The organism is Mycolicibacillus koreensis, assembly GCF_002104795.1.
Taxonomy (GTDB): Bacteria; Actinomycetota; Actinomycetes; order Mycobacteriales; family Mycobacteriaceae; genus Mycobacterium; species Mycobacterium koreense.
Genome location: NZ_NCXO01000004.1, coordinates 1 through 24995, shown reverse-complemented (window position 1 = coordinate 24995; position 24995 = coordinate 1). Strand labels below are relative to the sequence as shown.

Below are 24995 nucleotides of genomic sequence, written 5' to 3'. Positions count from 1 at the left end.
GCGGCGGTGGGCTTGCTGAAACTCACCTTTGAGTGCGAAGACCTGGCTGCGGCAGACGCAAACGTGCGGATCGATGTCCCCGGCTGTCTCAGGCCTCGGTCGGCTCCAGGTCCAGACAGACCGAATTGATGCAGTAGCGCTGGTCGGTGGGGGTCGGGTAGCCCTCGCCGACGAACAAGTGGCCCAGGTGGCTGTGGCAGCTCGCGCACAACACCTCGGTGCGGGACATGCCCAGTGAATTATCCGGACGCAGGATCACCGCCTCGGAGGCGGCCGGGTCGAAGAACGACGGCCATCCGCAGTGGGAGGTGAATTTCTCGGTGCTGCGGAACAATTCGGCGCCGCAGGCCCGGCAGCGGTACACCCCTTCGGTTTCGGTCTCGTAGTACTCACCGGTGAAGGGTGGCTCGGTGCCGGCTTGGCGCAACACCGCGTACTCCTGCGGGGTGAGCTTCTCGCGCCACTGGGAATCGGTCAACTCCACAACAGGCTGCGGGTCCGGATCTGCGCTCATGCCTCCACGCTAGCGCGGCGTGCCGGCGCGGGCATCCACTCTCGGTCGATGCCCTCGTCCAGCCGGCCCTCCGCCTTCGCGTCGAGGTAGCGGAAGTACAGCACGCAGAACACCACGATCAGCATCAGCGACCAGCCGTAGGTGATCTTGAGGTATTCGATGGCGCGTCCGGTGGTCGGCCAGTGTCCGAGCAGCCAACGGTCGGCGCTCATGAACCCGTAGATCGCCAACCAGGCCGGCCAGTTGCGCAGCACCGAATTGGGCAGCACCACCGTCATCAGGAACGGGAACAGCATCATCGAGTAGTAGCCCTGGCCCAAGGAGAGCACCAGGAACGACGTCAGCAGCAACACCCCCGAGGAGGTGGCCATCCAGAACAGCGGGTCGCGCTGCCGGTAGTAGCGGTAGAGCAACCACAGCGTGATCACGGCCAGCACCGTTACCGCGAGCCGTAGCACCATGATCAGCCACATGGGCAGGCCGTAATAGACGCCGTTGCCCAGGATGGAGCTGTTGAAGTAGTCGCGGGTGGAGAAGATGTAGGGCAGTGTGCGGGTGTAGAAGCTCATCGGATCGCGCAGCAGCGGGATCGCCGCCAGGTTGAACACCACCGGCACCGCGAACGCGGTGACCAGTGCGCGCCACTGCCGATTGAGCAACGGCAACAACAGCAGTGGACCGAGCAGCGGTTTGACCACCAGGCTCAACCCGATCGCGACCCCGGCCCACCACTGGCTGCGGCGTTTACCGTCGAGCAGCCACCGGAAGAACAACACCTCGGCGAGTAGCACCAACCCGTTGATGTTGGTGAACACCAACGTGTTGGTGACCGCCTCGGTGCAGAACATCGCCGCCAGCAGCGCCGGGGCAGCCACCGAGGAGAGCGTGAAGTTGAACAGTCGCAGCAGGAAATACGCCGCCACCACGATCGCGAGGGTGTTGAAGAAGATGAACCAGTAGCGGGAGGCGTCGACCGGCAGATAGCCGAACGGGGCCATCAGCAAGGTCCCGCCCGGCGGGTACAGGTAGTGCGGGTCGACGAAGTCGAAGTTCTCGCCGTAGACGGGATTGCCGAGTTTGAAGTTGACCACCGCGGTGTAGACCGGGCCGAAGTCGTCGGTGATGTAGCCATTGGTGGCCAGCACATAGCTGCGGTGAATGACGAACAGCAGTGCCAGCGGCCACAGGATGGCCCGCAGGACCGACGCGGTGTCAGGCGCGGTGGTGGTACGGAAAGCGCGCGCCGAGGACGCGCTCAATTCGCGCAGGCCGGAACGGATCGAGTCAGCCACGAGCGAACCTTATACCGAAGCCGTGCGGTGAGCGCTCATGCGGGGCAGAACGTGTCGCTGTCGGGCAGGGTGCCGTCGGTCAGGTACGCGATCACCGGGGGCACCGCGCAGGGGGAGTACACCGAGGCGCCGTGCCCGACGCCCTGCCACATCACGCGCTTGCTCGCCGCCCCGCCGTTGAGCACCGTCGCTGCGGTGGCCGCCATACCGGCGCCGACGATGGGGTCGCTCTTCTGCACGCCCAGCAGCAGCACATCGGGGTCGAGGTCGGCGGGCGGTTCCACCGGCGAACTCGACGGCCACGCCAGGCACGGCACCATGTCCAGCGCGGCCACCGCCCCGAACTGCGGATACTGCTTGCCCCAGGCGACCACCAACTCGCGGACCCGATTGGGGGTGGGACGGTTGAGTGAATCGCTGCACACGCTGATGTACTGGCCGTCGGTGCCGCGCAGCGACTCGGATCGCTCGATCAACGCTTTGAGCCCACCGGCGTCACCGTCGCGGGCAGCGGCCAGGATGTCGGCCAGTGCCAGGGTGCTGGCCGCGGGATCGGCGCTGGGATAGCCCAGCGCGGTGATGATGGCGTGGGCGACGGCGGAGACCGCGGCGCCGCCGGGCCCGCGTCCGGCCCGCGCATCGGCCAGCAGGGCGTCGACCGCGCCCTTGGGATTGGGGCCCAGCGCACAGTTCATCGCGACGCACTGCGCGGCGAAGGCGTCCAGCGCGGCCTGGGCGCCCACGACACGCTGCTCGGCGGCGGCCTCGGCATTGACCCCCAACGTGATCGGGGAGTCCAGGACCAGCCGTGCCACCTTGTTGGGATGTGAGGCCGCGTAGGCCAGGGCGACCTGGGCGCCGTTGCCGATACCCAGCAGCGCAAGACCGGGCACGTCCCAACGGCTGCGCAGAACCTCGAGGTCCTCCGCGGCGTGGGCATTGTCGTAGGCGATACCGCCTTGGGGCACCGCGTCGGTGCAGTTGTTGGCCGCGGTGATCGCGATCTTGTTCAGATTCGCCACCTGGTCATCGCCCGGCTCGAACTGGGCTTGATCGGCCATCGCGCGACGGTCGAAGGAGTCGCGGCACACCGCCGCGCTGGACAGGCCGATTCCACGGCGATCCACGGCCACCACCGGGCGGTTGTCGACCAGGTCGGCGCCGGTGCGCGCGGTCCATACCGCCAACTGGTGCGACGACGGTATGTCGGTGCCGGTCGTCAGCACCAGAGGGGCGGCGTCTTCGGGAGTCTTGTCCGAGCGTGCTCGCACCGCGCCGACGGTGATTTTGGCCGAGGAGCCGTTGAGGGGGTCCAGGTCGGCGTCGAAGGTGGCGCACTCCAAGGTGATTCCCGCGGCGGGGGGGATGGCGGCGTCGTCGAAAACCCGGGTGGTGCAGTCCCGCCACATTAGATCTTGGCTCGGGGCCGCCAGTTCCGGAGGCGGCGGTGGGGTCTCGCTGGTGGTGACCTCGCCCTGTGGGTGCACGTCGGAGTCGGCGAATCGGGGATCGGCACCGGGGGTCACCGGTGCGCATCCGGCGACCACGGTGGCGGCGATCAGGAGGCTCACGCCGGTGCCTGCTCCGCGGGCTGCCGGTGCCGAGTGTCGGGAGCGCCGAATCATGCCGACCACACTAGCGAGTGGCGTGGGTGGCGCCGGGGCGGCAGGCCGGGCCTAGCCGTCCGGGCCGTCACTGTTCTGGTCGTCGTGGCGCAGATAGCGGGTGTAGAGGTAGCCCGCCGGGTCGGTGAGCAGATGCGCACAGCGCATCGCCACCCGCCCGCCGAGCGGGCCGGTGGTGATACGTCGGGCCTGGCCGCCGACCATCATCGGCGCCACCGTCAGACAGAGCTCGTCGAGCAGGCCGCGCTGCAGCAGCGTGCCGTGCAGGGTGGGGCCGCCCTCGGTGAGCACCCGTCGCAGGTCGCGCTCGGCCAACAGCCCCAATGCGGTGTCGAGATCGACCGCGTCGGGGTCGTGGCCCGAGCAGTCGAGGACCTCGGCGCTGTCGCCCAGCCGATCGGCGGTGGCGGGCACCGAGGTGGTGCAGGTCAGCACCAGCGGAGTCACCTCGGAGTCGCCGAACACCCGCATCGTGGTGTCCAGTCGTCCCGAGCGGGTCACCAACGCCACCGGCGGCACCTCGAGCTGCCCGCGCTGGCTACGGTCCTGGCGGGTCGTGGCATCCAGATGCACGCCACCGTAGTTCTCTGCCCGTGCTGTGCCCGCGCCCACGATGACCACGTCGGCCAACTCGCGCAGCTTCGCGAACAGGTAGCGGTCACCGGGGCCGCCCAGTCCGCCGGAGCGTCCGTCGGCGGTGGCGGCGCCGTCGAGACTGGCGACGAAGTTCGATCGCACCCACGAGCGTTCGATCGCCTCGGGGTAGGCGTACAGCTGGGCCAACCGGTCGTCGTGAACCGGCTCGCCGTCGCCGGCAAGTGTGAATTGCGTCCCAGCGCCGCTCTCGGCCATGACTCTCATTGCAGCACGTCGCTACAGTGCCTGCATGCACGACCCCGCGCCCGCCGACGCCGGCCCCGACGTCGCCCACCTGGTTGACCGCCATCCCACCGTCTCCCCGGAGCGGCTGATCGGTCAGTTGGTGCCGCCGCCGACGTTCACCGACGTCAGCTTCTCCAGCTACGTTCCCGACCCGGCCGAGCCCAGCCAGGCCGAGGCGGTGATCGCGTGCGCCCACTTCTGCGAGGAGGCAGCGCAGCGCCGTGCCGGCCGGCGCCGGCTGTTCGGCAAACGGGAGGTGCTGCCCGGCGTGGGGCTCTACCTCGACGGGGGCTTCGGGGTCGGCAAAACACACCTGCTGGCGTCGACCTACTTCGCGTTGGCCGCCGCCGACGGCAGCGCGGCCGCCTACGCGACGTTCGGGGAGCTGACCCAGTTGGCCGGGGTGTTCGGGTTCGTCGAATGTATCGACCTGCTGGCCGACTACACCGTGGTCTGCATCGACGAGTTCGAACTCGACGACCCGGGCAACACCACGCTGATCTCCCGGATGCTGTCCCAACTGGTCGAGCGCGGCGTGTCGGTGGCCGCAACCTCCAATACGTTGCCTGAGCAGCTCGGGGAGGGCCGCTTCGCGGCGCAAGATTTTCTTCGCGAGATCAACACGCTGGCACAGATTTTCACCACCGTGCGGATCGAGGGCCCCGACTACCGGCAGCGGGGATTGCCGGCGGCGCCGGAACCGCTGAGCACCGAGGCGGTGACCGCCCGAGCCGCTGACGTCCACGGCGCGACCCTCGATGATTTCGACGCTCTCTGCGACCACCTGGCGACCATGCACCCGTCGCGGTACGTGAGCCTGATCGACGGGGTGAGCACCGTCTGCCTCACCGGCGTCCATGGCCTCGATGACCAGAACGTGGCGCTGCGGCTCGTCGCGTTGATCGACCGGCTTTATGACGCCGGGGTGCCGGTGGCCTCCTCCGGCTCGAAGGTTGACACCATCTTCAGCGAGGAGATGCTCGCCGGCGGATACCGCAAGAAGTACCTGCGGGCCACGTCCCGGCTGATGGCGTTGAGTTCCGCTACTGCCTGAAGGGCCCCGGCTACCGCCTAAAGCTCAGCGTCGTCGGTTACAGGTTCCACTGGGCGAGGTGCTCGCCGTTGACGGTGTCGCGCGCCACCACGACGATGACGTTCTGGCGGTAGACATGCCAGTACACGCCGCCGGTGACCGTCGCCCCGGCCGGAGCATTGGTCAGCAGCGTCTCCAACTGGTCGGGGGCGTCGGTGTGTTTGGAGACGTAGGCGTCGGCGCCGGGGGCGATCCCGTTGAACGTCAGTCGGGTCGCGGCCGCGTAGGGGGTCGGGGTCTGCACGATGTGCACGGTCACCCCGGCGCGCCACGGCCCGCCGGCCTCCCGGTATCCCGGGTGCCCGGTCCAGGTCCAGCCCGGCGGCACGGCGGTGGGCGCCACGTCGTGCACGGTCACTTCGGCGATGATGCCGTTCTCGGTCTCGATACGCAGGGTGTCGCCGAGTCGGCCGATCGGTGCGTCACCGACCGCGGCCGCGGGGACCGCCGCGGCGAGAGCCGCCGTGATGAGCAGCCCGACGATCAGCGCGAGCGTGCGACGCATGATGCCTCCCGTTTATCCGTTATCCGTCGCATGATGGCACACCGCACCGGCGGTGCGGCGCTGAACCGGTGCCCGACGTCGCGCTGAGGTCACGCGCCGAGAGCGTTGAGCACCGCGCTCACCCAGTCGACCACCGAGCTCAGACCCAGCTGCCCGGCGAGAGCCCCGAGGTCGAGCCCCGGCGAGGACGTCGCGCCGAACCAGGCGGCCAGCAACTCCCACAGCGAACTCGGTGCGCCCTCGAGCATGCCCGTGTTGATCGCCGCGTTCACCAGGGTGGTCAGCGCGGGGCTGCTGATCGGGTCGGCCAGTTGGTAGGTCGCCGGATCCATCAGGTCGTCGACGAAGTCGCTCACCCCCTGCCAGGCGCCGCGCAGCAGCGCCTCGGGCAGATCGGCCCACGAGCACCCGTCCACGCAGTGCAACGCGGTGGGAAACAGTCCGATGGTGCTGGCCACATCGGCCGGCCCGGGGTTCCAGCCGTCGGTGATGCTGCCGTAGCCGAGGTTGACCAGGATCCGCAGGTCCGGCTCCAGCAGGTCCGCCAGCGGGTTCCCGGCCACCGGCAGCAGCCGCAGCGGGTCGAGCAGCGGGAGGCTGTCGGCACGGATCATGTAGTAGTCGGTGAGATCACCGACGGTGTCGAGTTGCACGACGGTGGCGGGATTGACGGCCCCGGGCCCCGACCACAGGTCGTTCGCGTCGAATCCCAGGTATTTGAGGTGCTGGGTGAACAGGCCGACCAGTGCGTTCGCCGTGGACAGCGGGTTGAGCGGGTAGCGCGGGAAGTCCGCATAGCCGTCGTATTCGAGGGTGAACACGTCGGTGGGGTAGAGCGCCGGGGTCGGGTTGCCCAGCGTCATCTCGAACAGCTGTGACACGTCGCGGATGAGCGGCAGGTCGAAGCTGGTCAGCATCCCGCCGTTGGGGTTGGCGGAGTTGCCGACCAGCACGAAATGCACCAGATCCGAGTCCACATTGTCGGCGGCGAGTTGGTTCATCGTCAGCGTGGACAGCGCCGAGCTCTGCGAATAGCCGAACACGTACACCGGATCACCGGCGCTGGCGGTCGCGAGGTTGGCGTGGATGGCCTCGGTGAGCAGCCGCGCCCCCTCGGCCATCGACCAGTCCGGGTGCTGGCCCATCAACTCGGGGGTGTACAGCGGTTGCGCGGTGCCGCCGAACCCCAGCGGATCGAGGTAGATCCGGGCGGCGCTGTCCACCCAGCCCGCGCTGGGGTTGGGCACCCCGCTGCCGCCCATCACCAGCGCAGGCGGCAGTGTCGGGGCGTTGACCTCGGCGTCGGCATCGGTGAGCTGCACCGCCCACAGGTCGATAGTCAGCAGGCCCGACGACGGCGGCGCGGCGACCAGCAGACCGGCCGCCAGGGCCACGGCGCCCAGCGCAGCGGCACCGCGACGAGCACCCGCGACCGATGCCGGCCCGACCAAGGGTCGTCGGAGCCGAGTCCGTCCGCCGGCAGGATGGGGTGCCGCACGCATCCCGTTATTGTTTATTGCGTTAATTGGATGAGCAAGAGCGGAGTTCACTTCAGCCAAAACTGACCGCGGTGAGGGCATCGGGCGTAGCGTGCGGCCGCTAACGGTCTGCCGATTGCAGCGGCGGAGTCCGAGTCATTGTCGGTGCCTACTGCAAGTGTTGGCTCTGCACGTATCAGCAGGAGGCCACGGTGGATCGCCACACAGTGAAAAAATGGCTAAAGCGGCTGGCCGTCGGGATGGCGGTGACCGTCGGGTTTTTGCTTGTGGTGGGCGTGATCGTCGATCACGGCGACACGAGCAACGAGGTCAAAACCGGTGGCTATCGGATACCCGACGACCCAGCGGAGGGCATCCGCACAAGTGGCGTTCTCATCGAGCCCGATCCGATGCTGGAAATTCTCGACAGTATCGAAGTCAAGGGGCGAGCTCCGAAAACCGGCTACCGCCGGAGCAACTTCGGTCGACCATGGACGGATCGGGTCGATGTCGAGTTCGGCCACAATGGCTGCAGCACACGCGACGACATCCTGCGTCGGGATCTTCACGACGTGACGCTGGACAACAAGGGTTGTCGGGTGATGTCGGGCGTCCTGCACGACCCGTACACCGACAGAGATATCGCAGTGGACCGTGGTGAGGGCACCGCGATCCTCATCCAAGTTGACCACGTCGTTCCACTGAAGGACGCCTGGCAGAAGGGTGCGCAGAACTGGGACGAAGCCAAGCGCACTCAATTTGCCAATGATCCGCTGAACCTTCTGGCTGTCGGCCATCAGGTTAATAAGGCGAAACGCGATGCCGATATAGCGACGTGGCTTCCGCCGAATCGCGGCTTCTGGTGTGAATATGTTTCCCGGGTCGTTGAGATCAAGGCCCGGTACGGGGTATGGATGACCCAGGCTGAGCATGACAAAGCAACCGACATCCTCAACGATTGCGCTGTGTCTGGGAACTGACCCCTACGCGGCCCGTGGCCGCGACAGTTGCCGACTAGGCCAGCGATGGTGAGGTCGGCGGCCCGGCTCGGCTGCCCGCCGACCTGACGAGTGGGTCTGCCGGCAGTTGTCGCGGCGCGTTTGCGGGCGAACTAGGTCAAACGTGGTGCGCGATACTGGGATTGAATTTGCCATTCTCGACGGTTGTCGGTCTGGTGTCTGACCAGCGCGGAAAGCCTCTGAGCTGGCGACATAGTGAACAGTATCGCGGGATTGATGCGGAGTCAAGCGGAACTAGATGTAAGCTATTGGGCACAACATTGGGCACGAAATGACCGGCAGGAGTCAGTATCGTGGCGCGCCGAGCCAAGCGTGAGTTCGCCAGCATCCGGCAGTTGCCGTCGAAAAGATGGCAGGTGCGCTATACCGGGCCGGATGGCGTCAGGCACCGGGCGCCCAAGACATTCCAGTACAAGACCGACGCCGATGCGTTCGTGGCCGCGATGCGGAAGGCGATCTACAGGGAGACCTGGACCGAGGACGACGACCGCGAGCAGATCACCTTCGCCGACTACTCGACCAGATGGCTCGATGGCCGACAGGTGGCGGGCAGGCCGATCAAGACCCGAACGCGGGAGCACTACCGTCAACTACTCGACGACCATCTGGTGCCTGCGTTCGGCGACCGTCAGATCGCATCTATCCGCCCCAAGGACGTGCGCGCCTGGTATGCCGACACCCTGGCCGACCGGCCTACGTTACGTAGCCACGCCTATTCGTTACTCCGCACCATCATGGGCAGTGCGGTCACCGATGAGCTGATCGACAACAACCCATGCAGGATTACCGGCGCGGGCCGCGCCAAGCGGGTCCACAAGATCCGGCCCGCCAGCGTCGAGGAACTGGCGGTGGTCACTGAAGCCATGCCCGAGCGACTACGCCTCATGGTCACGCTGGCGTCATGGACCGCGCTGCGGTTCGGCGAGACCGTCGAGCTGCGCCGCGCCGACATCGACTTATCCGATGAGGTAATCCGCATCCGACGGGCTGCGGTGCGAACCAACGGCGGCACCTACGAGGTCAGCACCCCGAAGTCTGATGCCGGCGTTCGCGATGTCGCGATACCACCGCACATTGTTCCGCAGATCGAAGATCACCTTCGGCGGTTCGTCGGGACGCGCAGGGACTCGCTGATCTTTCCCGCCGCGAATGGTGGACATATGCAGCCATCGACCCTTTATCGCCATTGGTACAAGGCACGATCAGCAGCGTCACGTGACGATTTGCGCTGGCATGACCTGCGCCACTCAGGAGCGGTACTAGCCGCTGCCACCGGGGCGAGTCTCGCCGAATTAATGGCGCGCCTTGGCCATTCGACCCCTCAGGCTGCCATGCGATATCAGCACGCGGCGCAGGGGAGGGACCGTGAGATTGCGGCGTTGCTGTCAAAGATCGCCGCGAACGGTGGGGATGCGCCGTAGCTGAACTATGCGGCATCCGTCGGCGGATTGCGGTATAGTTACCACGCTTACCCGAATAGGCTGGCCCCGAAGGTCGCTGAAAGGGGCGGGATAGCTCCCGCGCGCGGCCCCGGATGGCTGAGCGTCGAGCGGCGATTCGCGATTTTCTCGCAGCGCGGAGGAATGCGAACGCCCTGTGCTCTCCGCGCTTTTGTCCTCCGAGGATTTCTATGTCGACTACTACGACATTTCATGCACGCCACTATGTGACGATCACACAGGCCGCCAAATATCTCGGCGTCACAACCCGGTGCATCCGGCAGATGGTCGCCGATGGCCGGTTGACCGCATATCGGAATGGGCCGCGCCTCGTTCGGATCGACCTGAACGATATCGACGCCGCGATGCAGCCGTTCGGCGGTGGTGCGAAATGAGCCCCCCGAAAAATGTGGACGGCCCCGCCGTCACCAGCAGAGCCGCCGCACATCACCGTGCTCTTGATTCTACCAGCAGCGTGCTTGCGTCGCAGCCGCTGAGTCACGGTGATGCACAACGCCTCGACAACCGTATCCGGCTGTTGACCAACACCATCGCCGACAACGTGGAGAAGTTGTACAACTTGGTGGAGCAGGCCAAGGCGGGGCAGATTCACCTCGTCCTCGGCTACCGGTCCTGGACTGACTACGTCGCCGACGCGCTCACGGTGACCACCCGACTGGACCGGCCCCAGCGCCGGGAGCTGGTCGGGTATCTGTCCGGCGAGGGGATGTCTCAGCGGGTAATCGCCGATGTTGTCGGCGCCGACCGTAAGACTGTCCGGTCCGATCTGGCCCAGGTGGGGGAAATTGGACCACCTGACGATGAAGACGATGTTGATCCCCAGGACATCTGCGCCGGGCTCGAGGGACTAGCCGCGGATGGCCTACTCCACCCGGACGACGCTGAACGGTTCGCGCCGAAGCCCGTGGAACCGGTGGTCACCGGTCGCGACGGTAAGCACTATCCCGCGACACCACCGGCACCTGTTAAGCCGCACCGCCGACCGATCACCAAGGCGTTCTGGTGCGGCAAGTTCGATCTCCAGAAGGTGGTGTACCGGCTCGGGCGCCTCGTCGACGACGACCGGTTCAGCGGCAACCGCGAGACCATCGCCTCGGTCAACATCGCGGACCTGACCCGGTACCGCGACGAACTCAACCGGGTGATCGACGCGCTCGGGGGTGATCGCTGATGAACGCCCTCGAATCGAAACAGGTGTGCTGGACAGCCGTCCTTGAGTTCGTCCAGCGCCGAGGTGTCGACCCCACCAGTGTGCTGACCGCCGGCACGCAGCGGTGGGCTGACCTCGATGACAACGATCCCGACAAGCTCGGTGCGGTCCTGGCAGCCGGCGTCCATCACGCCTTGAGACAGGACTCAGCACAGGCTGCACGCGCCGAGGCGAGTCACGCGATCAGCGCATCGGCTGACTGGCGACAAGTCTCCAGCGAGATCCGGCAGCGCACCGACGCCCGAAGAAGTGGCGCCCGCATAGAACGCCGGGAGGTGGTCTGATGAGCATCCCCTACGGCACTGACTATCCCGACGAACCGTGGTTTGACCCACATGCCGCCGAGGACCGGGAAAAGACCCTGACGGACGCGCACAACACGTTTCGGCGCTGGCTCGGTGACGATTACGACACCGACGCATTGAACGCCGTGCTGGCGACCGCAGCGGTGGAACGTCTCGATGGTGACCCGTTGTGGCTGCTGCTCATCAGCGGCAGTGGCAACGCGAAAACCGAGACCGTGCAAGCCCTCGACGGCATCGGCGCGCTTATCACCTCCACGATCGCATCCGAGGGCGCGCTGTTGTCGGCATCGCCGAAGCGGGAGCGCGCCAAGAACGCCACTGGTGGATTGTTGCGCAAGCTGGAGCCGCGCGGGGTGATGGTCATCAAGGACGTGACCTCCATCCTGTCGATGTCCGGCGAAGCGCGCACACAGGTGCTCGGCGCACTGCGTGAGGTTTACGACGGTCGGTGGTCGCGCAACGTCGGCACGGACGGCGGCCTAACGCTCGACTGGTCGGGACGCATCGCAGTTATCGGCGCTGTCACCACCGCCTGGGACAAAGCGCACGCTGCGATCGCCTCGATGGGTGACCGGTTCGTTCTGGTCCGCATGGACTCCACGGCTGGCCGGCAGGCAGCGGGCCGGAAGGCGATCGGCAACACCGGCTCGGAGGTTGCGATGCGTCGAGACCTTTCGGAAGCCGCTGCCGCCGTCATTGACGGCCTGGACCCGGCGCCGATAGTCGTCACCGATGCCGAGACCGATGTCCTACTCGCCGCTGCCGATCTGGTCACCCTGTCGCGCACCGGAGTCGAGTATGACTACCGCGGTGACGTGATCGACGCTCACGCGCCGGAAATGCCGACCCGGTTCGCCAAGCAGCTCGCGCAGATCGTTCGCGGCGGCGTCTCCATCGGCATGGACCGCCACGATGCGCTCCGCCTCGCTATCCGCTGCGCGCGCGACTCCATGCCACCGTTGCGGCTCGCCATCATCGACTACCTGGCTACGCAACCGCACAGCTCCACCGCAGACGTGCGCAAGGCACTCGACAAGCCCCGCAACACCGTCGATAGACAGCTCCAGGCGCTCCACATGCTGGGAGTCGTCAACTGCAATGAGGAGGAAATCACCTGGGGCGGACGGGAGGCAACCCGGTGGTATTACCGCCTGGCCGATGAAATCGAACCGACCGCGCTCGACCCTAAATCAGTTCCAGAAATAGCGGTACCCACCCCTAGCCCCCATAGAAGAGGGGGAGATGAGGCAACACCCCTAGGCATACCTACCGCGATTTCTGGCACCGATTCCGATGAGCAATCCGACCCGCCCGAGGATTGCTCAGACTGCGGCATCAACCCCGCTGTTGTCGGCTCACGGTGCCGGGGTTGCGACGAGATCAACGAGGTGATGCTGGAGGCGGTTCAATGACCGCCCCCGCGATGTTCGCCGACATCCTCTACCGCAGCGGTAAGGCGCCTTGGGATCTCGGCGCCCCCCAGCCCGCAGTTGCCGCCCTGATCGCCCACGGCGCCGTCCAGGGCCGGGTTCTCGATGCGGGCTGCGGGACGGGTCACCACGCCGTCGCACTCGCCCGCGCCGGCTGCGATGTCGTCGGCATCGACGGGTCACCAACCGCGGTTCGTCGTGCGCGCCTCAATGCCCGAGCCGCCGGGGTCGAGGTGGAGTTCCGGTGTGGCGATGTTGTCGAGGAATTGTGCAACGCGTTGCACAGTTTCGATGCGGTCCTCGACAGCAAGTGCTTCGACAACTTGCCGTCCACAGCAGACCGTCGCCGGTATGCCGCTGCGTTGCATCACGTGATGAAACCGGGCGGTCTGCTCTACATGCTGAACTTCGCCCGCGGCGATTCGGTCGATGGTGTCCGTTGACATCCGACGTTGGGTATTGCCGCCGCATCTGGGGTATCGGCGTGTCTTTGTCAATCTATTTGAGGCACGGCCGGTACCGTTGTTTGGTGCGCACGTCGCCGGCAGCGCTGTGGCCCCGGGTCAGCGGTGGAGTTGAGCTTGAACTCAACTCCACCGGAGGTTACACGCGCTTGCCGCTAGCCGAGTGCGCCGCGGTGGCCTTTGATTTGGACTGCTCACCTATCCGCGGATTCCCGTCGTTTCGTGGACAGAGCAATTATCCAGGGCTGTGGTGGTTTTCGAAGACTCGTGAGCACATCGGCTATGAGTCATGGGTGGAGCGCGACCATTTGATGGCGTTGGATGCCGATCCCGCGGTCATTGGCGTTGCTTCGCAGCCGTTCCGACTGCATTGGGGTGATGGCAGGCACCACGTGCCAGACTACTTCGTACGTTTGTCCGACGGATCCGCGAGGGTTCTCGACGTGCGCAGCGATAACCGAATATCGGAAGCTGATGCTGAGTTATTCGATCGATCGGATCAGGCGTGCCGTTCGCTCGGATGGACCTATCGGCGTGTCGGCGAGGCAGATCCGGTGGTGACGGCGAACCTGCGGTGGCTGTCCGGGTATCGACATCCACGGGTTTACCGCCCGGCGGTCGCCGCGGCGTTGCAAGCGGCCTTCGACGCGGCGCGACCACTGATGGCCGGTGTGAGATCGGTCGGCGAAGCGATCATGGTGCTGCCGGTGCTGTTCCACCTGTTGTGGCATGGACAGCTGGGCGTGGACCTTTGCGGGGCCGTCTTGGCCGAGGATTCGATCGTCGGCCCTGCTTTGTCGCGATGACGGGTATGCGTTCAGGCGTCATCCGTGAAGGCGATGAAATCCGTTTATCCGATGGAGTGTTCACGATTGCCACACTTTCCGGTGGCGCGGCCAGGCTGACTGATGCGGTCGGCGGGCAGTCGGTGGTACCCCTGTCTCGGCTGCTGGGTGACCCGACGTTGGAGTTGGTGTCGGGGTCGCGGCCCGCGCTGTGCTCTGAGGAAGCCTTGGCCGGTGTGCCGGAGGCTGCAGCTGAGCGTGCCCGCTGGTGGGAGCGGCACTTGATCGAGGTGTTGACGGGTCGGCGGGTTGACGCCGAGGCAGGGAGGCGGCCGCGACCCGAGTTCGATCCGGCGTCGTGTTCGCTGCGGCAGCGCGAGCTGGCGAAGCTCGCCGAGCTGCAGTCGGCCGGCCACGAGATCAGCTTGAACACGTTGCAGCGGCAACGCTATGCCTACGAACGAGACGGCCTGTTGGGCGTTGTCGATCGTCGTCACATTCCCCGCCGGCCAGTGTTTGGCCGGGTTGACGAGCGGCTGGTGGACGCGCTGCGGCAAGCCATCGATGAGGAGACCGACCTGTCGACCGGGACGGTGAGTCGCTTGCAGCGGCGAGTGACAAAATCGTTGGTGGCTCAATACGGCGCGCAGGACGCTCCGGCGCTGCCCTCGCAGCGCACTTTCTATCGCCTGGTGAAGAGGTTGTCGGCGGGCCGGCACACGTTCGGCTCGGCACGCACCCGCCGTTCGCTGGCCAAACAGCCAGATGGCCCGTTCGGTGTGCTGACGGTGGCACGGCCCGGTGAGATGGTCGAGATTGATTCGACTCCACTGGATGTGCGGGTGGTCCTCGATGACGGCACGGTGGACCGGGTCGAGCTGACCGGCATGGTTGACGACGCGACCCGCTCGATTCCGGCCGCGGTGTTGCGGCCCACGACCAAAGGGGTCGACGCGGCGCTGCTGCTGGCCCGGGCGTTGACGCCGGAGTCGATGCGGCCGGGGTGGTCGGATGCGCTGCGAATGTCGCGATCGGTGCTGCCGCATCGCTGTTTGACCGGCGTGGATCAGCGGTTGGCTGATGCGGCCGCCCGGCCGGTGATCGCCCCGGAGACCGTCGTGTGCGACCACGGGAAGGCATATCTGTCGCAAACGTTTCGGCAAGCGTGTTGCACGCTGGGGATCAACCTGCAGCCCGCCCATCCGGATACGCCGACCGACAAACCCAAGATCGAGCGGACGCTGCAGTCGGTGGCCACCTTGTTCGCCCAGCATGTCGCCGGATATGTCGGCTCCAGCGTCGAGCGGCGCGGCAAGAACGCCGAACAGGATGCGGTGTGGTCGATCGTGGAGCTGCAGGCACTGCTGGACGAGTGGATCGTCGCGGTGTGGCAGAACCGGCCCCACGACGGGCTGCGTGACCCCGTCACGCCGGGCAAGGCGCTGACGCCGAACGAGAAGTACGCCGCATTGGTTGAAGTCACCGGCTATGTTCCGGTCCCGCTGTCGGCCGACGATTACATCGAGTTGCTGCCGCCGTGCTGGCGGCGCATCAATTCCTACGGGATTCGGGTCAACAACCGCACCTACGACGCCAAGGCGCTCAACCCCTACCGCCGCCAGCACTCGGGGGTGGAATCCAAGAAGGGCCGGTGGGAAGTGCACTACGACCCCTACGACGTGTCGCGGATCTGGGTGCGCAACCATCACGACGAGGGCTGGCTGGCCGTGACCTGGACGCATTTGCGCACCCGCCCGGCGCCGTTCGGCGAATCGGTATGGCAGCACGCACGCACCGTGCTGGCCCAACGCGGGTGCGATCAGGCGACCGAATCCGAGATCGCCCGCGCGGCCGATGAACTGCTTGACCGGGCCGCGCAAGGCCCCGCATCCTCCGCACAGGAATCGAAGGATCGCCGGGTGGCGGGTCGAACGCGAGCGACCGCGGCGCCGGCGTGGCCCCGCCCGGACGCCGCCGAACCCTTCGCCGAGGCGGACCCGCCGCCAGGCGGTGATGAGGACGCCGAGGACACCGAGATAGCGCAGGTCATTCCACTTCCGGTGTTCGATGCACGCAAGGAGGCTGAGTCGTGGCGGTTGTGAACACGTTTGCCCCGGTGAGTCAACTCGAGGACCGGCGCCAACCCACTACCACGCTGGAGGGTTGGCGCCGTTTCGTTGATGCGGATCCGCCCGAGTGCACCCTGTTGCCCGATGCGCAGTGGAGCGCCCTGTCGGAGACCGAGCGGACCAATTACAACGAAGCCCGGGTAGCGCATCACAGTGAACTGGTCGTGGTCACCACATCGGCGATCCAGCGCATCACCAACGAGGGTCGGCTGCTGACCCTGCTCAACCAACGCGAGATCGGCGCCCGGCGCGGGCTGATCATTTCCGGGGCAGCCGCAACCGGGAAGACTACCGCGGTCAAACAACTCGGCCGGTTTCACGAACTGCGTATCCGGACACGATTCGCCGACAAGTCCCGGATCCCGGTGGTGTATGTGACCGCACCGCCGAAAGGCTCGCCACGCAAACTCGCGATGGAGTTCGCACGATTTCTGGGCCTTCCGCCGATGCAACCGCGGGTGAATGTCACTGACATCGCCGACGCCGTCTGTCAGGTCCTCATCGACACCCGCACCGACATCGTGATCGTCGACGAGATCCACAACCTCAACCTCGATACCCGCGCCGGCGAGGAACTTTCCGATCACCTGAAGTACTTCACCGAACACCTGCCCGCCACCTTCATCTACGCCGGCATCGACGTCGAACGCTCCGGTGTCTTCACCGGCACCCGCGGACGACAGCTCGCCGGCCGATGCGGTGTGATCAACACCGGCCCGTTTCCTTTCGCCGGTGAATGGAAGTCGCTGGTGGCCGCGATGGAAGGCACCCTACGCCTGCACGGTCACACCGCGGGAACGCTTGTCGCCGAGGCCAAGTACCTGCACCAACGCACCGGCGGCATGATCGGAAGCCTGGCGCACCTGATCCGTTCGGCGGCTATCCGTAGCATGCTCGATGAAACCGAGAGTGTTACCAAAGATCTGATGGACACGGTGCTAATCGACTACGCGGCCCAAACATCGGCACAGCGTCATGCCAGCTGAGATAGCTACCCGACCGACATGGCCTCGGGGCCCTGCCATGCGATTGCCCCGAACTGTCACACCGTTTCACGCCGAGACGGTCCAGTCCTACCTTGATCGCCTCGCGCACGCCAACCACCTAGACCCCAGACAGCTGCGCCGCTACCTGGCCGACGGTCCAGCGATTTGTTGTCCCCGGCCGGACTGGCTGGCAAACGTCAGCAACCACCCATTGGTCACTCTGCAGACCCGGCTAATAGGGTTGGTCGGCCGCGACCGCGACACCACCCGACAACGCCGCCACGCCCGACCCGCGTGCCGGCTGTGCATGACACGCCGCGGTGTCTACGAGCCCGTCTACTGCTGGTTCCCCGACCACGCCACCGTCTGCCACCGGCACCGTCGCTGGATCGGTCCGGGCACCCACACCCTCGACGATCAACGCGATTTGCGCTGCGCGCCTGCCGTGATCGCCGCCGCTCAGCGCCATGCGCGCCTGTATCACCGTCACAACGACATGCTGGACTTCGCGGTTAGGGACGCCACTCGGATCCACCGCCGGTGGTCGGGCTGGACAAGCCGGTTCACACTGTCGCCCGCGAACGCCGACATCGACGCCTACATCGCTACGTACCCCGATTTGATCGCGTTGGCCGGAATCTTGGCGGATGCTCGTCGCCAGATTTGGAACACCGCGGTAGCAACACCGGCCCGAGCCCACGCCGTCGATGCGGTCTACGCCAGCGTTGGCCGCCAATTTCCCCAACACCGTGACCAGAACCAGCCCATCGAACACTGGATCGACGATCAGCAACTCAGTGCCCCACGCATTAGCAGGCCCGGTTCCCAAGGCAGGGAACAAGCCCGCAGCGTTGAGTAACCCGTCCGGGCCGGTGAGTGCCACCCCGGCATCTCGGGCCTGGCGCACCAGTTCGCGGGCGACTTCCAGCTCGTCGACCTCACGATTTTGGGGGCTTCGATCGCGGCGGTAGCGGCCTGTTCTTCACTGTTCTGCGATGGCTCCACAGCCACGACAGCCTCGGTCATTCTGGCGACCTTTCCGCCCCCGACACACCGGGGTCCGTCAGGCCACTTACACCGTTACCGCGACAGTCCCCGCACGTCAGCCACGGCCAGCGCGGGTGTCCGTTCTCGTTTGACCTGAGGCACTATTTGCTGCCTGACCTGCGGTGAAAATATCGCCGGCCGGTGTGGTTGCGGGTTCGCTGTCGTTGTGACGGTGGGCGGCGAGGAAGTCGTCGACGATGCGTGTGCAGTCGTGGGCAGCCATGGTGCGCAGGCCGGTCATTCGCGCGAAGGCGAATGGCCCGATGAGTTGGCACAGTACGAGTTCGACGTCGACGTCGCCGAGTTCGGCGCGGGCTTCGGCGCTTTGCAGGATGGCGTCGAAGGGTTGTCGGTATTGGTCAATGACTCGTGCGCGTAGCGCCCTGGGGGCGTGCTCACCGCTGGCGTGATCGGTGGTTGCGGTGGGGCCCAGGGCGAGCCAGGCCAGCGCGGTGACGTGCAGCGGAGCGTCGGCGAATAAGGCGGCCTGGCGGGTGAGCAGTTCGATGAGCCGTTCGCGCAGCGTTCCACTGGCCGGTGCGGGCGGGGTGACTTGAGGTAGCAGCCGCTCGAAGGTCGCTGCGAGCAACTGCGACGAGTTGTTGAAATGGCGGTAGAGGGTGGTGCGAGCCACCTTGGAGGCTTTGGTGACCGCATCGATGGTGACGGCCTCAATGCCGCCGCTGGTGAGCAGTGCGGCCGCTGCGTCCAGTAGGCGATTGCGGGATCGGATCCGGCGGGGGTCGATGTCGTCATCGTCATTGCCGTCGTCGTGGCCGAACTCCAGCCGGCTGCTCACCCTCGCTCACCTCGCTGCTTCCGCGTTTTCGGCCGGCGTTGCGCGCTTAGGCCGACGGTTATGGCACTAACGGTAGCGCAGCGAAACGGTTCGTAGTGGGAGCGCCGTAGTGTCCGTTCGGCCTCGGTGGCTCGCAGTTAGCGCTACCACTAGTAGCGGAGCGCTACTAGTAGTACTATTTGTGCATCACCCGAGGATGTGTCGACGGAGGCGCCATGTACCCCCAATGGATCCAAGCGTGCGTTGTGCAACGCGTGTCGCTGCGTGATGGGCTGGTGTTGGACTTCGATGACCGCAATGAGGTGGTCATTTACCGCCCGCTGCGGCTTACGCTGCCCGCCGTCGGTGACTTTCCGGTCGAGGCAGTGTTCATCGATCCCGGCCGGGTCGCGACTCATGAGCGCCCACTGCTGGATCTGGCCGGCGCGGTGTGCACGCAGGCATGGTGTGGCGATGGTGGTGGGCTGCACCTTGGCTTTTCCAGCGGACACCGCATCGATGTTGACGCCCACCCGCAGGTCACCGCCTGGGAGTTGTACGGCAGGCACCACGGCTACATGGCGTGCCTGCCGCATGGGCGGGTCCGGGTGGTCCCCTATGACATCCCCGAGGCCGACGACACCGAGGTAGATCTCGCTGCACGTCGTTAATGGTCTATTCCGCGCTGCGTCGCGCGTGCGCCGCTGAATAGCGCATGTATCGACCGATGTGGTACTGCGAGTAGCGTAGCGATATCGATAGTATCGTTTGATGGAGGTGTGGTGGCCGACGGCGATCGGGACTTCTCGGGTACCACGGCGACATTGCTCAAACGCAATGGCCGTTCGACCCCTACGGCCGATTCCAGCGAGTACAGCGCGCGGTTGGCGGCGCTGGCTGGGTTCACGGTGCGGCACAAGGCGCTGGTGATGGGGGCATGGGTCGGCGTTGCGGTGGTGCTGGCGCTGTTGTTTCCCCAGCTGGAGACGGTGGTGCGGCAGCAGTCGGTGAACCTGCTCCCGCGCGATGTGCCGTCGTTTCAAACGGTGGACCGCATGAGCGCGGCGTTCGGCGAACAGGGTTCCAAAACGATGGTGTTCGTCGCGATGGAAGACCCCGCCGGGCTGACCCCCGCGGCGCGGCAGCACTACGACCAGCTGGTGGCGCGGCTGCGCGCCGACACCGATCACGTCTTGCTGGTTGAAGACCTGCTGGCCGACCCGGTCACCGCGGCCCACGCGGTCAGCCACGACCACCAGGCTTGGTATCTGCCGGTCGGTGTGGCCGGCACGCTGGGTGATCCCACCGCGGCCGCCTCCGTGCAGGCGGTGCGTGGCATCGCCGCTGGGGTGTTCGCCGGCACGTCGACCACGGCGTATGTGACCGGGCCACCGGCGACGTTCAGTGACATGATCGCTTCTGCCGAGCACGACCTGCTGCTGATTTCGATCGCGACTGCAGGTCTGATCGCGCTGATCCTGCTGATCGTGTACCGGTCGGTGTTCACCGCGCTGCTGCCGCTGCTGGTGATCGGGGTGAGCCTGGCCGTCGGGCGCGGTGTGCTGTCCGCACTGGGCGAGATGGGCATGCCTGTCTCGCAGTTCACCGTGGCGTTTATGACCGCGATCCTGCTGGGCGCGGGCACCGATTACACGGTGTTTTTGATCAGCCGCTATCACGAGCAGCGCCGCGCGCAAGTGCCCGCCGATCAGGCCGTTATCCACGCTACAGCCAGCATCGGCCGGGTGATCCTGGCCTCGGCGGCCACCGTCGCGTTCGCGTTTTTGGCGATGGTCTTCGCCCGCCTGAGTGTGTTCGCCGCGCTCGGCCCGGCGTGCGCGGTCGCGGTGCTCGTCGGATTCGCAGCCACGGTCACGCTGCTGCCGCCGGTGCTGGCGCTGGCCGCCAAACGCGGTATCGGCGAACCCAAATCCGATCGCACCCGCCGGTACTGGAACAGCGTCGCCGTCGCGGTGGTCCGGCGCCCCGGCCGGTTGCTGATCACCAGCCTGGTCATCCTGCTGGCCCTGGCAGGAGTCGCGGCGACGATGAAAATCAGCTACGACGACCGCAAAGGCCAGCCCACCAGCACTGCCAGCAACCAGGGCTACCAGCTGCTGGACCGCCACTTCGGCAAAGATATCGTCATCCCCGAATTCCTGGTCGTGGAAAGCCCCACCGACATGCGCACCGGTAAGGGGCTGGCCGACCTCGACGAAATGGCCTCCCGCATCTCCCAGACTCCCGGCGTCAAAAAAGTTTCCGGGGTCACCCGGCCCACCGGAGAGCGCCTCGAGCAGGCCCAACTCTCGTGGCAGAACGGCCAGATCGGCGACAAGTTGGCTGGCGCCGTCGCCGACGGCAACGAACGCAAGGACGATCTCGCCAGGCTCACCGACGGCGCCGACCAACTCGCCGGCGGGCTCGCTCAGCTTGACACCACCCTGCGCAGCGGTTTGACACCACTGACCGGGATACTGGCTCAAGCTCAGTCCGCCGGCACTCAGTTTCAGCGGTTCCAGCCTTTGCTGCAACAGCTTTCAGCCACCGCCCCGGCCGTCGACCAAGCCATCCAATCCGGCCCCGGGCTGCGGCCCCTGGCCGAACAAGCCCAAAACGCCATCGCCATCCTCGACCCCCTCGTCGGCGCCCTCAACACCTCCCCGTGGTGCGCCACCACACCGCAGTGCGCCCAAATCCGCGATCAAGTTCAGATTCTGGTGAGCTTGCGCGACAGCGGATTCTTCACCGAGGTCGCCGACCTCGGCGACCACTACAACCCCGACACCAATGCCACCGTGGCCGGCACCCTCGCCAATGTCCAAACCGCGGTCACCGCCTTGGACAAGGCCTTCGGAGCCCTCGGTGATCCCGCCGACCTGGCCGGCAACATCAGTCGACTCCAAGACGGCATCAGCCAACTCGCCGCGGGCGCCCAAGCACTGGCGACCGGCGTGCACACGCTGGTCGACAGCAACATCGAACTGCTGTCCGGGATGAACCAGATCGCCACCCAACTGCAGAACTCTGCTCGCGCCAGCGCCTCCTCGGACTCCGCCAGCGGCTTCTACCTGCCCGCCAATGTCTTTGAGAACCGCCGATTCGCCGATGTAGCGAAACAATTCCTGTCAGCCGACGGCAAAACCGCACGCTTTGCCATCGAATCGACCCCCGACCCCTACAGTGGCGCAGCAATCCGCCTGGCACACGAGATCGTCGACGTTGCCAACGCGGCGCGCCCCAACACCTCACTGGCCGACGCCACCGTCTCGGTTGCCGGGTTCCCCGCCGTCAACTCCGACATCCAGCGATTGCTGCGGGCTGACTTCGCCCAACTGGCCATCGCCACCCTGCTCATTGTCGGGCTCATCCTGGTGATGTTGCTGCGCGCCATAGTGGCCCCGTTGTACCTGCTGGGCACCGTCGTGTTGAACTACTTGGCCTCACTAGGCATCGGCGTTCTGATATTCCAATGGGGCCTCGGATACGAAATCGCCTGGCCGGTACCGCTGTTGGCGTTCATCATCCTGGTAGCAGTCGGCGCCGACTACAACATGCTGCTCGTCTCACGGCTGCGCGAAGAATCCGGACGCAATATCCGCGTCGGCGTACTACGCACCGTCGCCAACACCGGCTCCGTCATCACCTCAGCCGGCCTGATCTTCGCCGCCAGCATGTTCGGCCTCACCACCGGCTCGATAGCCATCATGATCCAGGCCGGGCTCATCATCGGCTGCGGACTACTCCTCGACACCTTCCTGGTGCGCACCCTCACCGTCCCCGCCATCGCCACACTGCTGCGCGAAGCCAGCTGGTGGCCCAACGTGCGGCACCGCCATCGCGGCCGGCGGGCCGCACTGAGTTGCTGATCGTAGATCCACTGGTGGATTGACCAGGCATGGTCAAAGCGTTTCGGGAACCGGTGAGCGAGGCTGACGTGGACTGTGTCGACGGCGCGAGCGCGGGCCGGGGTTTCTGGCGGCCGCTTCGGGCCCCAGCCGGAACCAAGCAGTGTCCGCTGATGGCTGACAAACCCCGGCCGCGCGCTGGACCAGGCGCGTTCCGAATCCTCCCGCGCCTGCCCCACAGGCGACCCCTCTCCAGAGACAACTGAGACCCCACCAAGCTCCCTTGCTGCCACGAAAGTCGACTTACCCCAGATTAAATGGCAAACCATCCGTTGCCGGTTGTCACTTGATCTGAGGCGCCGCAGGTCAAGCGGCCATGGGTGCCTCAGATCAAATGACAACGGACAGATGGCTATCACACGCACGGCGTCACCGTCGCCGACTTCGATGACTGGCGGACCTTGCTGCCCGAGGCCGGGTTCACGATCACCAGCACCACGCCGACGACTTACCTGCTGCGGAATCACGGGTGGCGACCGGTTTGTCCCCGGTGTCCGCGGCGGCTACCGGAGTTGTTTCACGCACCTGTCACCCAAGTGATCGCGACCAAGGAGGTTGATCAGTGAAACCGATGTTATTGCCGACCGATGTGTTGGGGCGCCTGTGCCGCGATTGCCGGCGTCCGTTGGACCGCACCCACTCGTGGCGCTGCACAACGTGCATTGAGCGCCGGATTGAACGAGGCGGTCGCCGATGAGCGGGCGCGCCGCACGGGGACCGGTTTGGCCGACCCACCGCGTAAAGGTTCACCGCCGCACCTGGCTTCGCACGTTCTGGACCGAACCCGATCAGCGCCCGTGGTGGGAGCGCAACGCCTGGGCGACCCGACCGGCGAAGGGAGGTGAGCGGTCGTGACGCACCCCAGGTATCGGAAGCCGCCCGTGCATCGGGGTGAGGCGCACGCGTGCGCCCGACTCAACGACCAGCTCGTCCGGGAGATCCGCGCTCGATACGCCGCCGGAGATGGCACCCACAGGAGCCTCGGCGCTGAGTACGAGGTCAGTCATTTCACCATCGGAGAGGTCGTGCGCCGCCGTCGATGGATGCATGTCGCATGAACGCAAAACCGAGCGATCGCGACCTCTTGCGCTTCATCAGCGCTTTCACCCGCGTTGCCCTCGGGAACGCCATCGCCATCGTCGACAGCCTCGACGGTGACGAGCGGGCCATCGCGGACCTGCGGGAGCGACTCAACTCCATCGCATTCACCGTGGTCGAGAACGCCGGCACCGACGAAACGTACGACGACGGCAGCCGGATCTGGAGCTACATCGAAGATGCTGGATGGTGGATGGTCTGGCACCCGGACCCCGAGAATCAGTGGAACAAGCCCGCCGAGCTTGGCGAGTTCACCACCCACGACGGACAGCGCCGGCTGGCGACGATCTTGGGCGGCGGCGTGGTCACGAGTATTGACCTGGACTTTGACCTGTGAACCCGCCGCCTGTGCAGCGCCTCGGCGGCGCGGTGCTGCTCCAGGGTCAGAGCGTCGTGGATGCGGTCTATTTGCTCGCCCAAGGCATCCGCGCCGCACAGCGGGATGGTTACCCCACAGCCCGATTCGAGGGCCTCAGACGGGCAATGGTGGCCGCGTATGAGTTTCAATCCGAAGCCGCGATGTCCGCAACGCGACACGGCGACGTCGCCGCTGAGGTGGATTCGTCACAATCACAGTGCGAGCTGATCTCGACAACCGAGGCGGCTTCGATCGCCGGTTTGACCGTACGGCAGATGCAGCGATGGGCGCAGCGTGGCCTGGGCAAAAAGGTTGGCACGCGGTGGCTTATCGACAGCGACCTGTTGACCGCCGAACTGGCGGCGCGACGAACGGAGGAGCGCAGTGCCGAGTAGTGACGATTACCCCGACTCCTGGAAGCCCAGGGTCGACAGAGTGACCGAGGAGGTCGACCCGCTCGCGGGTGCCGTGTCGGTATTCGGCGGCTCCTGGCCTGATCAGAACGACAGTTCGTATCCGCTCGATTGGGTCTGCTGCACGAATAGGTGACAGTTTGGTCACGCGGCCTGACTGGCCGGTGGGGTCATGATTGCTTCGAATTCGATGGGGGTCAACCGGCCGAGACCGGT

General features: G+C 65.9%; 23 protein-coding genes and 1 pseudogene. 16 read left to right on the top strand and 8 right to left on the bottom strand.

The genetic code is table 11. The features are described 5' to 3' along the window. Nucleotides 1-88 precede the first annotated feature (88 nt). The 4 genes from msrB to B8W67_RS02705 are packed head-to-tail and all read right to left on the bottom strand — an operon-like array spanning nt 89 to nt 4283. Nucleotides 89-514 carry a peptide-methionine (R)-S-oxide reductase MsrB gene (msrB, locus tag B8W67_RS02720; RefSeq protein ID WP_085302199.1) on the bottom strand — a complete coding sequence of 142 codons (426 nt, stop codon included), beginning with the start codon at nt 512-514 and terminating at the stop codon, nt 89-91. Continuing rightward, nucleotides 511-1806, bottom strand: coding sequence for an arabinofuranan 3-O-arabinosyltransferase (aftC, locus tag B8W67_RS02715; RefSeq protein ID WP_109561696.1), 1296 nt, complete (start codon nt 1804-1806; stop codon nt 511-513). The genes msrB and aftC overlap by 4 nt, the downstream gene beginning before the upstream one ends. Before the next feature lie 35 nt (nt 1807-1841). Next, entirely contained in the window at nt 1842-3431 is a 1590-nt protein-coding gene (locus tag B8W67_RS02710; protein WP_069392924.1) for an alpha/beta hydrolase, read from the bottom strand. Between the two features lie 51 nt (nt 3432-3482). Then, nucleotides 3483-4283, bottom strand: coding sequence for a pyrimidine reductase family protein (locus B8W67_RS02705; RefSeq protein ID WP_069392898.1), 801 nt, complete (start codon nt 4281-4283; stop codon nt 3483-3485). On the opposite strand from B8W67_RS02705, the gene zapE reads away from it, so the two are divergent. Next, on the top strand, nt 4282-5367 hold the full coding sequence (gene zapE, locus B8W67_RS02700; protein ID WP_069392897.1) for a cell division protein ZapE: 1086 nt from the start codon (nt 4282-4284) through the stop codon (nt 5365-5367). The genes B8W67_RS02705 and zapE overlap by 2 nt on opposite strands. A gap of 37 nt (nt 5368-5404) precedes the next feature. On the opposite strand, the gene B8W67_RS02695 is transcribed toward zapE, so the two are convergent. Beyond that, complete coding sequence (locus B8W67_RS02695) at nt 5405-5911, bottom strand: hypothetical protein (protein WP_069392896.1); 507 nt, start codon at nt 5909-5911, stop codon at nt 5405-5407. Between the two features lie 89 nt (nt 5912-6000). Further along, nucleotides 6001-7305, bottom strand: a complete 1305-nt coding sequence (locus B8W67_RS02690; protein WP_069392895.1) for a PE-PPE domain-containing protein — start codon at nt 7303-7305, stop codon at nt 6001-6003. Between the two features lie 296 nt (nt 7306-7601). On the opposite strand from B8W67_RS02690, the gene B8W67_RS02685 reads away from it, so the two are divergent. From B8W67_RS02685 to B8W67_RS02635, 11 genes are all read left to right on the top strand, one after another. Continuing rightward, on the top strand, nt 7602-8369 hold the full coding sequence (locus tag B8W67_RS02685) for an HNH endonuclease family protein (protein WP_234806642.1): 768 nt from the start codon (nt 7602-7604) through the stop codon (nt 8367-8369). 332 nt (nt 8370-8701) lie between these two features. Then, nucleotides 8702-9829: a tyrosine-type recombinase/integrase gene (locus B8W67_RS02680; protein ID WP_085302193.1), complete on the top strand. Its 1128-nt coding sequence runs from the start codon at nt 8702-8704 to the stop codon at nt 9827-9829. 209 nt (nt 9830-10038) lie between these two features. Beyond that, the gene (locus B8W67_RS02675; protein ID WP_085302191.1) at nt 10039-10242 is read left to right on the top strand and encodes an excisionase family DNA-binding protein; all 204 of its coding nucleotides are present in this window, start codon (nt 10039-10041) and stop codon (nt 10240-10242) included. Then, nucleotides 10239-11039, top strand: coding sequence for a hypothetical protein (locus B8W67_RS02670; protein ID WP_133056033.1), 801 nt, complete (start codon nt 10239-10241; stop codon nt 11037-11039). Before B8W67_RS02675 ends, B8W67_RS02670 begins: the two co-directional genes overlap by 4 nt. Next, complete coding sequence (locus B8W67_RS02665; RefSeq protein WP_085302187.1) at nt 11039-11362, top strand: DUF2742 domain-containing protein; 324 nt, start codon at nt 11039-11041, stop codon at nt 11360-11362. The genes B8W67_RS02670 and B8W67_RS02665 overlap by 1 nt, the downstream gene beginning before the upstream one ends. Further along, complete coding sequence (locus tag B8W67_RS02660; RefSeq protein WP_234806641.1) at nt 11362-12795, top strand: ArsR family transcriptional regulator; 1434 nt, start codon at nt 11362-11364, stop codon at nt 12793-12795. The genes B8W67_RS02665 and B8W67_RS02660 overlap by 1 nt, the downstream gene beginning before the upstream one ends. A gap of 11 nt (nt 12796-12806) precedes the next feature. Then, nucleotides 12807-13256: a class I SAM-dependent methyltransferase gene (locus B8W67_RS02655; protein WP_163797133.1), complete on the top strand. Its 450-nt coding sequence runs from the start codon at nt 12807-12809 to the stop codon at nt 13254-13256. Nucleotides 13257-13342: 86 nt separating this feature from the next. Then, on the top strand, nt 13343-14083 hold the full coding sequence (locus B8W67_RS02650; RefSeq protein ID WP_065289836.1) for a TnsA-like heteromeric transposase endonuclease subunit: 741 nt from the start codon (nt 13343-13345) through the stop codon (nt 14081-14083). Nucleotides 14084-14205: 122 nt separating this feature from the next. Then, nucleotides 14206-16164 (top strand): Mu transposase C-terminal domain-containing protein, encoded by a 1959-nt coding sequence (locus B8W67_RS02645; protein ID WP_085266683.1) that lies wholly within the window; start codon nt 14206-14208, stop codon nt 16162-16164. Next, nucleotides 16152-17177, top strand: coding sequence for a TniB family NTP-binding protein (locus B8W67_RS02640; RefSeq protein WP_085266670.1), 1026 nt, complete (start codon nt 16152-16154; stop codon nt 17175-17177). The genes B8W67_RS02645 and B8W67_RS02640 overlap by 13 nt, the downstream gene beginning before the upstream one ends. Nucleotides 17178-17388: 211 nt before the next feature. Then, the gene (locus B8W67_RS02635) at nt 17389-18036 is read left to right on the top strand and encodes a hypothetical protein (protein ID WP_372507419.1); all 648 of its coding nucleotides are present in this window, start codon (nt 17389-17391) and stop codon (nt 18034-18036) included. On the opposite strand, the pseudogene B8W67_RS21215 reads toward B8W67_RS02635, so the two are convergent. After that, nucleotides 18025-18203: pseudogene (locus B8W67_RS21215) on the bottom strand (IS256 family transposase); the annotation flags it as partial. The gene B8W67_RS02635 and the pseudogene B8W67_RS21215 sit on opposite strands and share 12 nt — an antisense overlap. 76 nt (nt 18204-18279) lie before the next feature. Further along, complete coding sequence (locus tag B8W67_RS02625) at nt 18280-19023, bottom strand: TetR/AcrR family transcriptional regulator (protein ID WP_085266671.1); 744 nt, start codon at nt 19021-19023, stop codon at nt 18280-18282. A gap of 215 nt (nt 19024-19238) precedes the next feature. Between B8W67_RS02625 and B8W67_RS02620 the strand changes: the two genes are divergently transcribed. The 4 genes from B8W67_RS02620 (at nt 19239) to B8W67_RS02600 (ending at nt 24761) form a co-directional block, all read left to right on the top strand. Continuing rightward, nucleotides 19239-19673, top strand: a complete 435-nt coding sequence (locus B8W67_RS02620) for a DUF6188 family protein (protein ID WP_085302183.1) — start codon at nt 19239-19241, stop codon at nt 19671-19673. A 111-nt stretch (nt 19674-19784) separates the two neighbouring features. Continuing rightward, nucleotides 19785-22871 (top strand): MMPL/RND family transporter, encoded by a 3087-nt coding sequence (locus B8W67_RS02615; protein WP_197747586.1) that lies wholly within the window; start codon nt 19785-19787, stop codon nt 22869-22871. Nucleotides 22872-23964: 1093 nt separating this feature from the next. Beyond that, the gene (locus B8W67_RS02605; protein ID WP_085302179.1) at nt 23965-24345 is read left to right on the top strand and encodes a hypothetical protein; all 381 of its coding nucleotides are present in this window, start codon (nt 23965-23967) and stop codon (nt 24343-24345) included. Further along, on the top strand, nt 24342-24761 hold the full coding sequence (locus B8W67_RS02600; RefSeq protein WP_133056032.1) for a DNA-binding protein: 420 nt from the start codon (nt 24342-24344) through the stop codon (nt 24759-24761). Before B8W67_RS02605 ends, B8W67_RS02600 begins: the two co-directional genes overlap by 4 nt. The last annotated feature ends 234 nt before the right edge of the window (nt 24762-24995 follow it).

Bases quoted from the DNA above. Each gene is read 5' to 3' on its own strand.
- B8W67_RS02620 (WP_085302183.1), top strand. From the start codon at position 19,239: ATGTACCCCCAATGGATCCAAGCGTGCGTTGTGCAACGCGTGTCGCTG.
- B8W67_RS02675 (WP_085302191.1), top strand. From the start codon at position 10,039: ATGTCGACTACTACGACATTTCATGCACGCCACTATGTGACGATCACA.
- B8W67_RS02655 (WP_163797133.1), top strand. From the start codon at position 12,807: ATGTTCGCCGACATCCTCTACCGCAGCGGTAAGGCGCCTTGGGATCTC.
- zapE (WP_069392897.1), top strand. From the start codon at position 4,282: ATGACTCTCATTGCAGCACGTCGCTACAGTGCCTGCATGCACGACCCC.
- B8W67_RS02665 (WP_085302187.1), top strand. From the start codon at position 11,039: ATGAACGCCCTCGAATCGAAACAGGTGTGCTGGACAGCCGTCCTTGAG.
- B8W67_RS02695 (WP_069392896.1), bottom strand. From the start codon at position 5,911: ATGCGTCGCACGCTCGCGCTGATCGTCGGGCTGCTCATCACGGCGGCT.
- B8W67_RS02660 (WP_234806641.1), top strand. From the start codon at position 11,362: ATGAGCATCCCCTACGGCACTGACTATCCCGACGAACCGTGGTTTGAC.
- B8W67_RS02670 (WP_133056033.1), top strand. From the start codon at position 10,239: ATGAGCCCCCCGAAAAATGTGGACGGCCCCGCCGTCACCAGCAGAGCC.
- B8W67_RS02705 (WP_069392898.1), bottom strand. From the start codon at position 4,283: ATGGCCGAGAGCGGCGCTGGGACGCAATTCACACTTGCCGGCGACGGC.
- msrB (WP_085302199.1), bottom strand. From the start codon at position 514: ATGAGCGCAGATCCGGACCCGCAGCCTGTTGTGGAGTTGACCGATTCC.
- B8W67_RS02605 (WP_085302179.1), top strand. From the start codon at position 23,965: ATGAACGCAAAACCGAGCGATCGCGACCTCTTGCGCTTCATCAGCGCT.
- B8W67_RS02710 (WP_069392924.1), bottom strand. From the start codon at position 3,431: ATGATTCGGCGCTCCCGACACTCGGCACCGGCAGCCCGCGGAGCAGGC.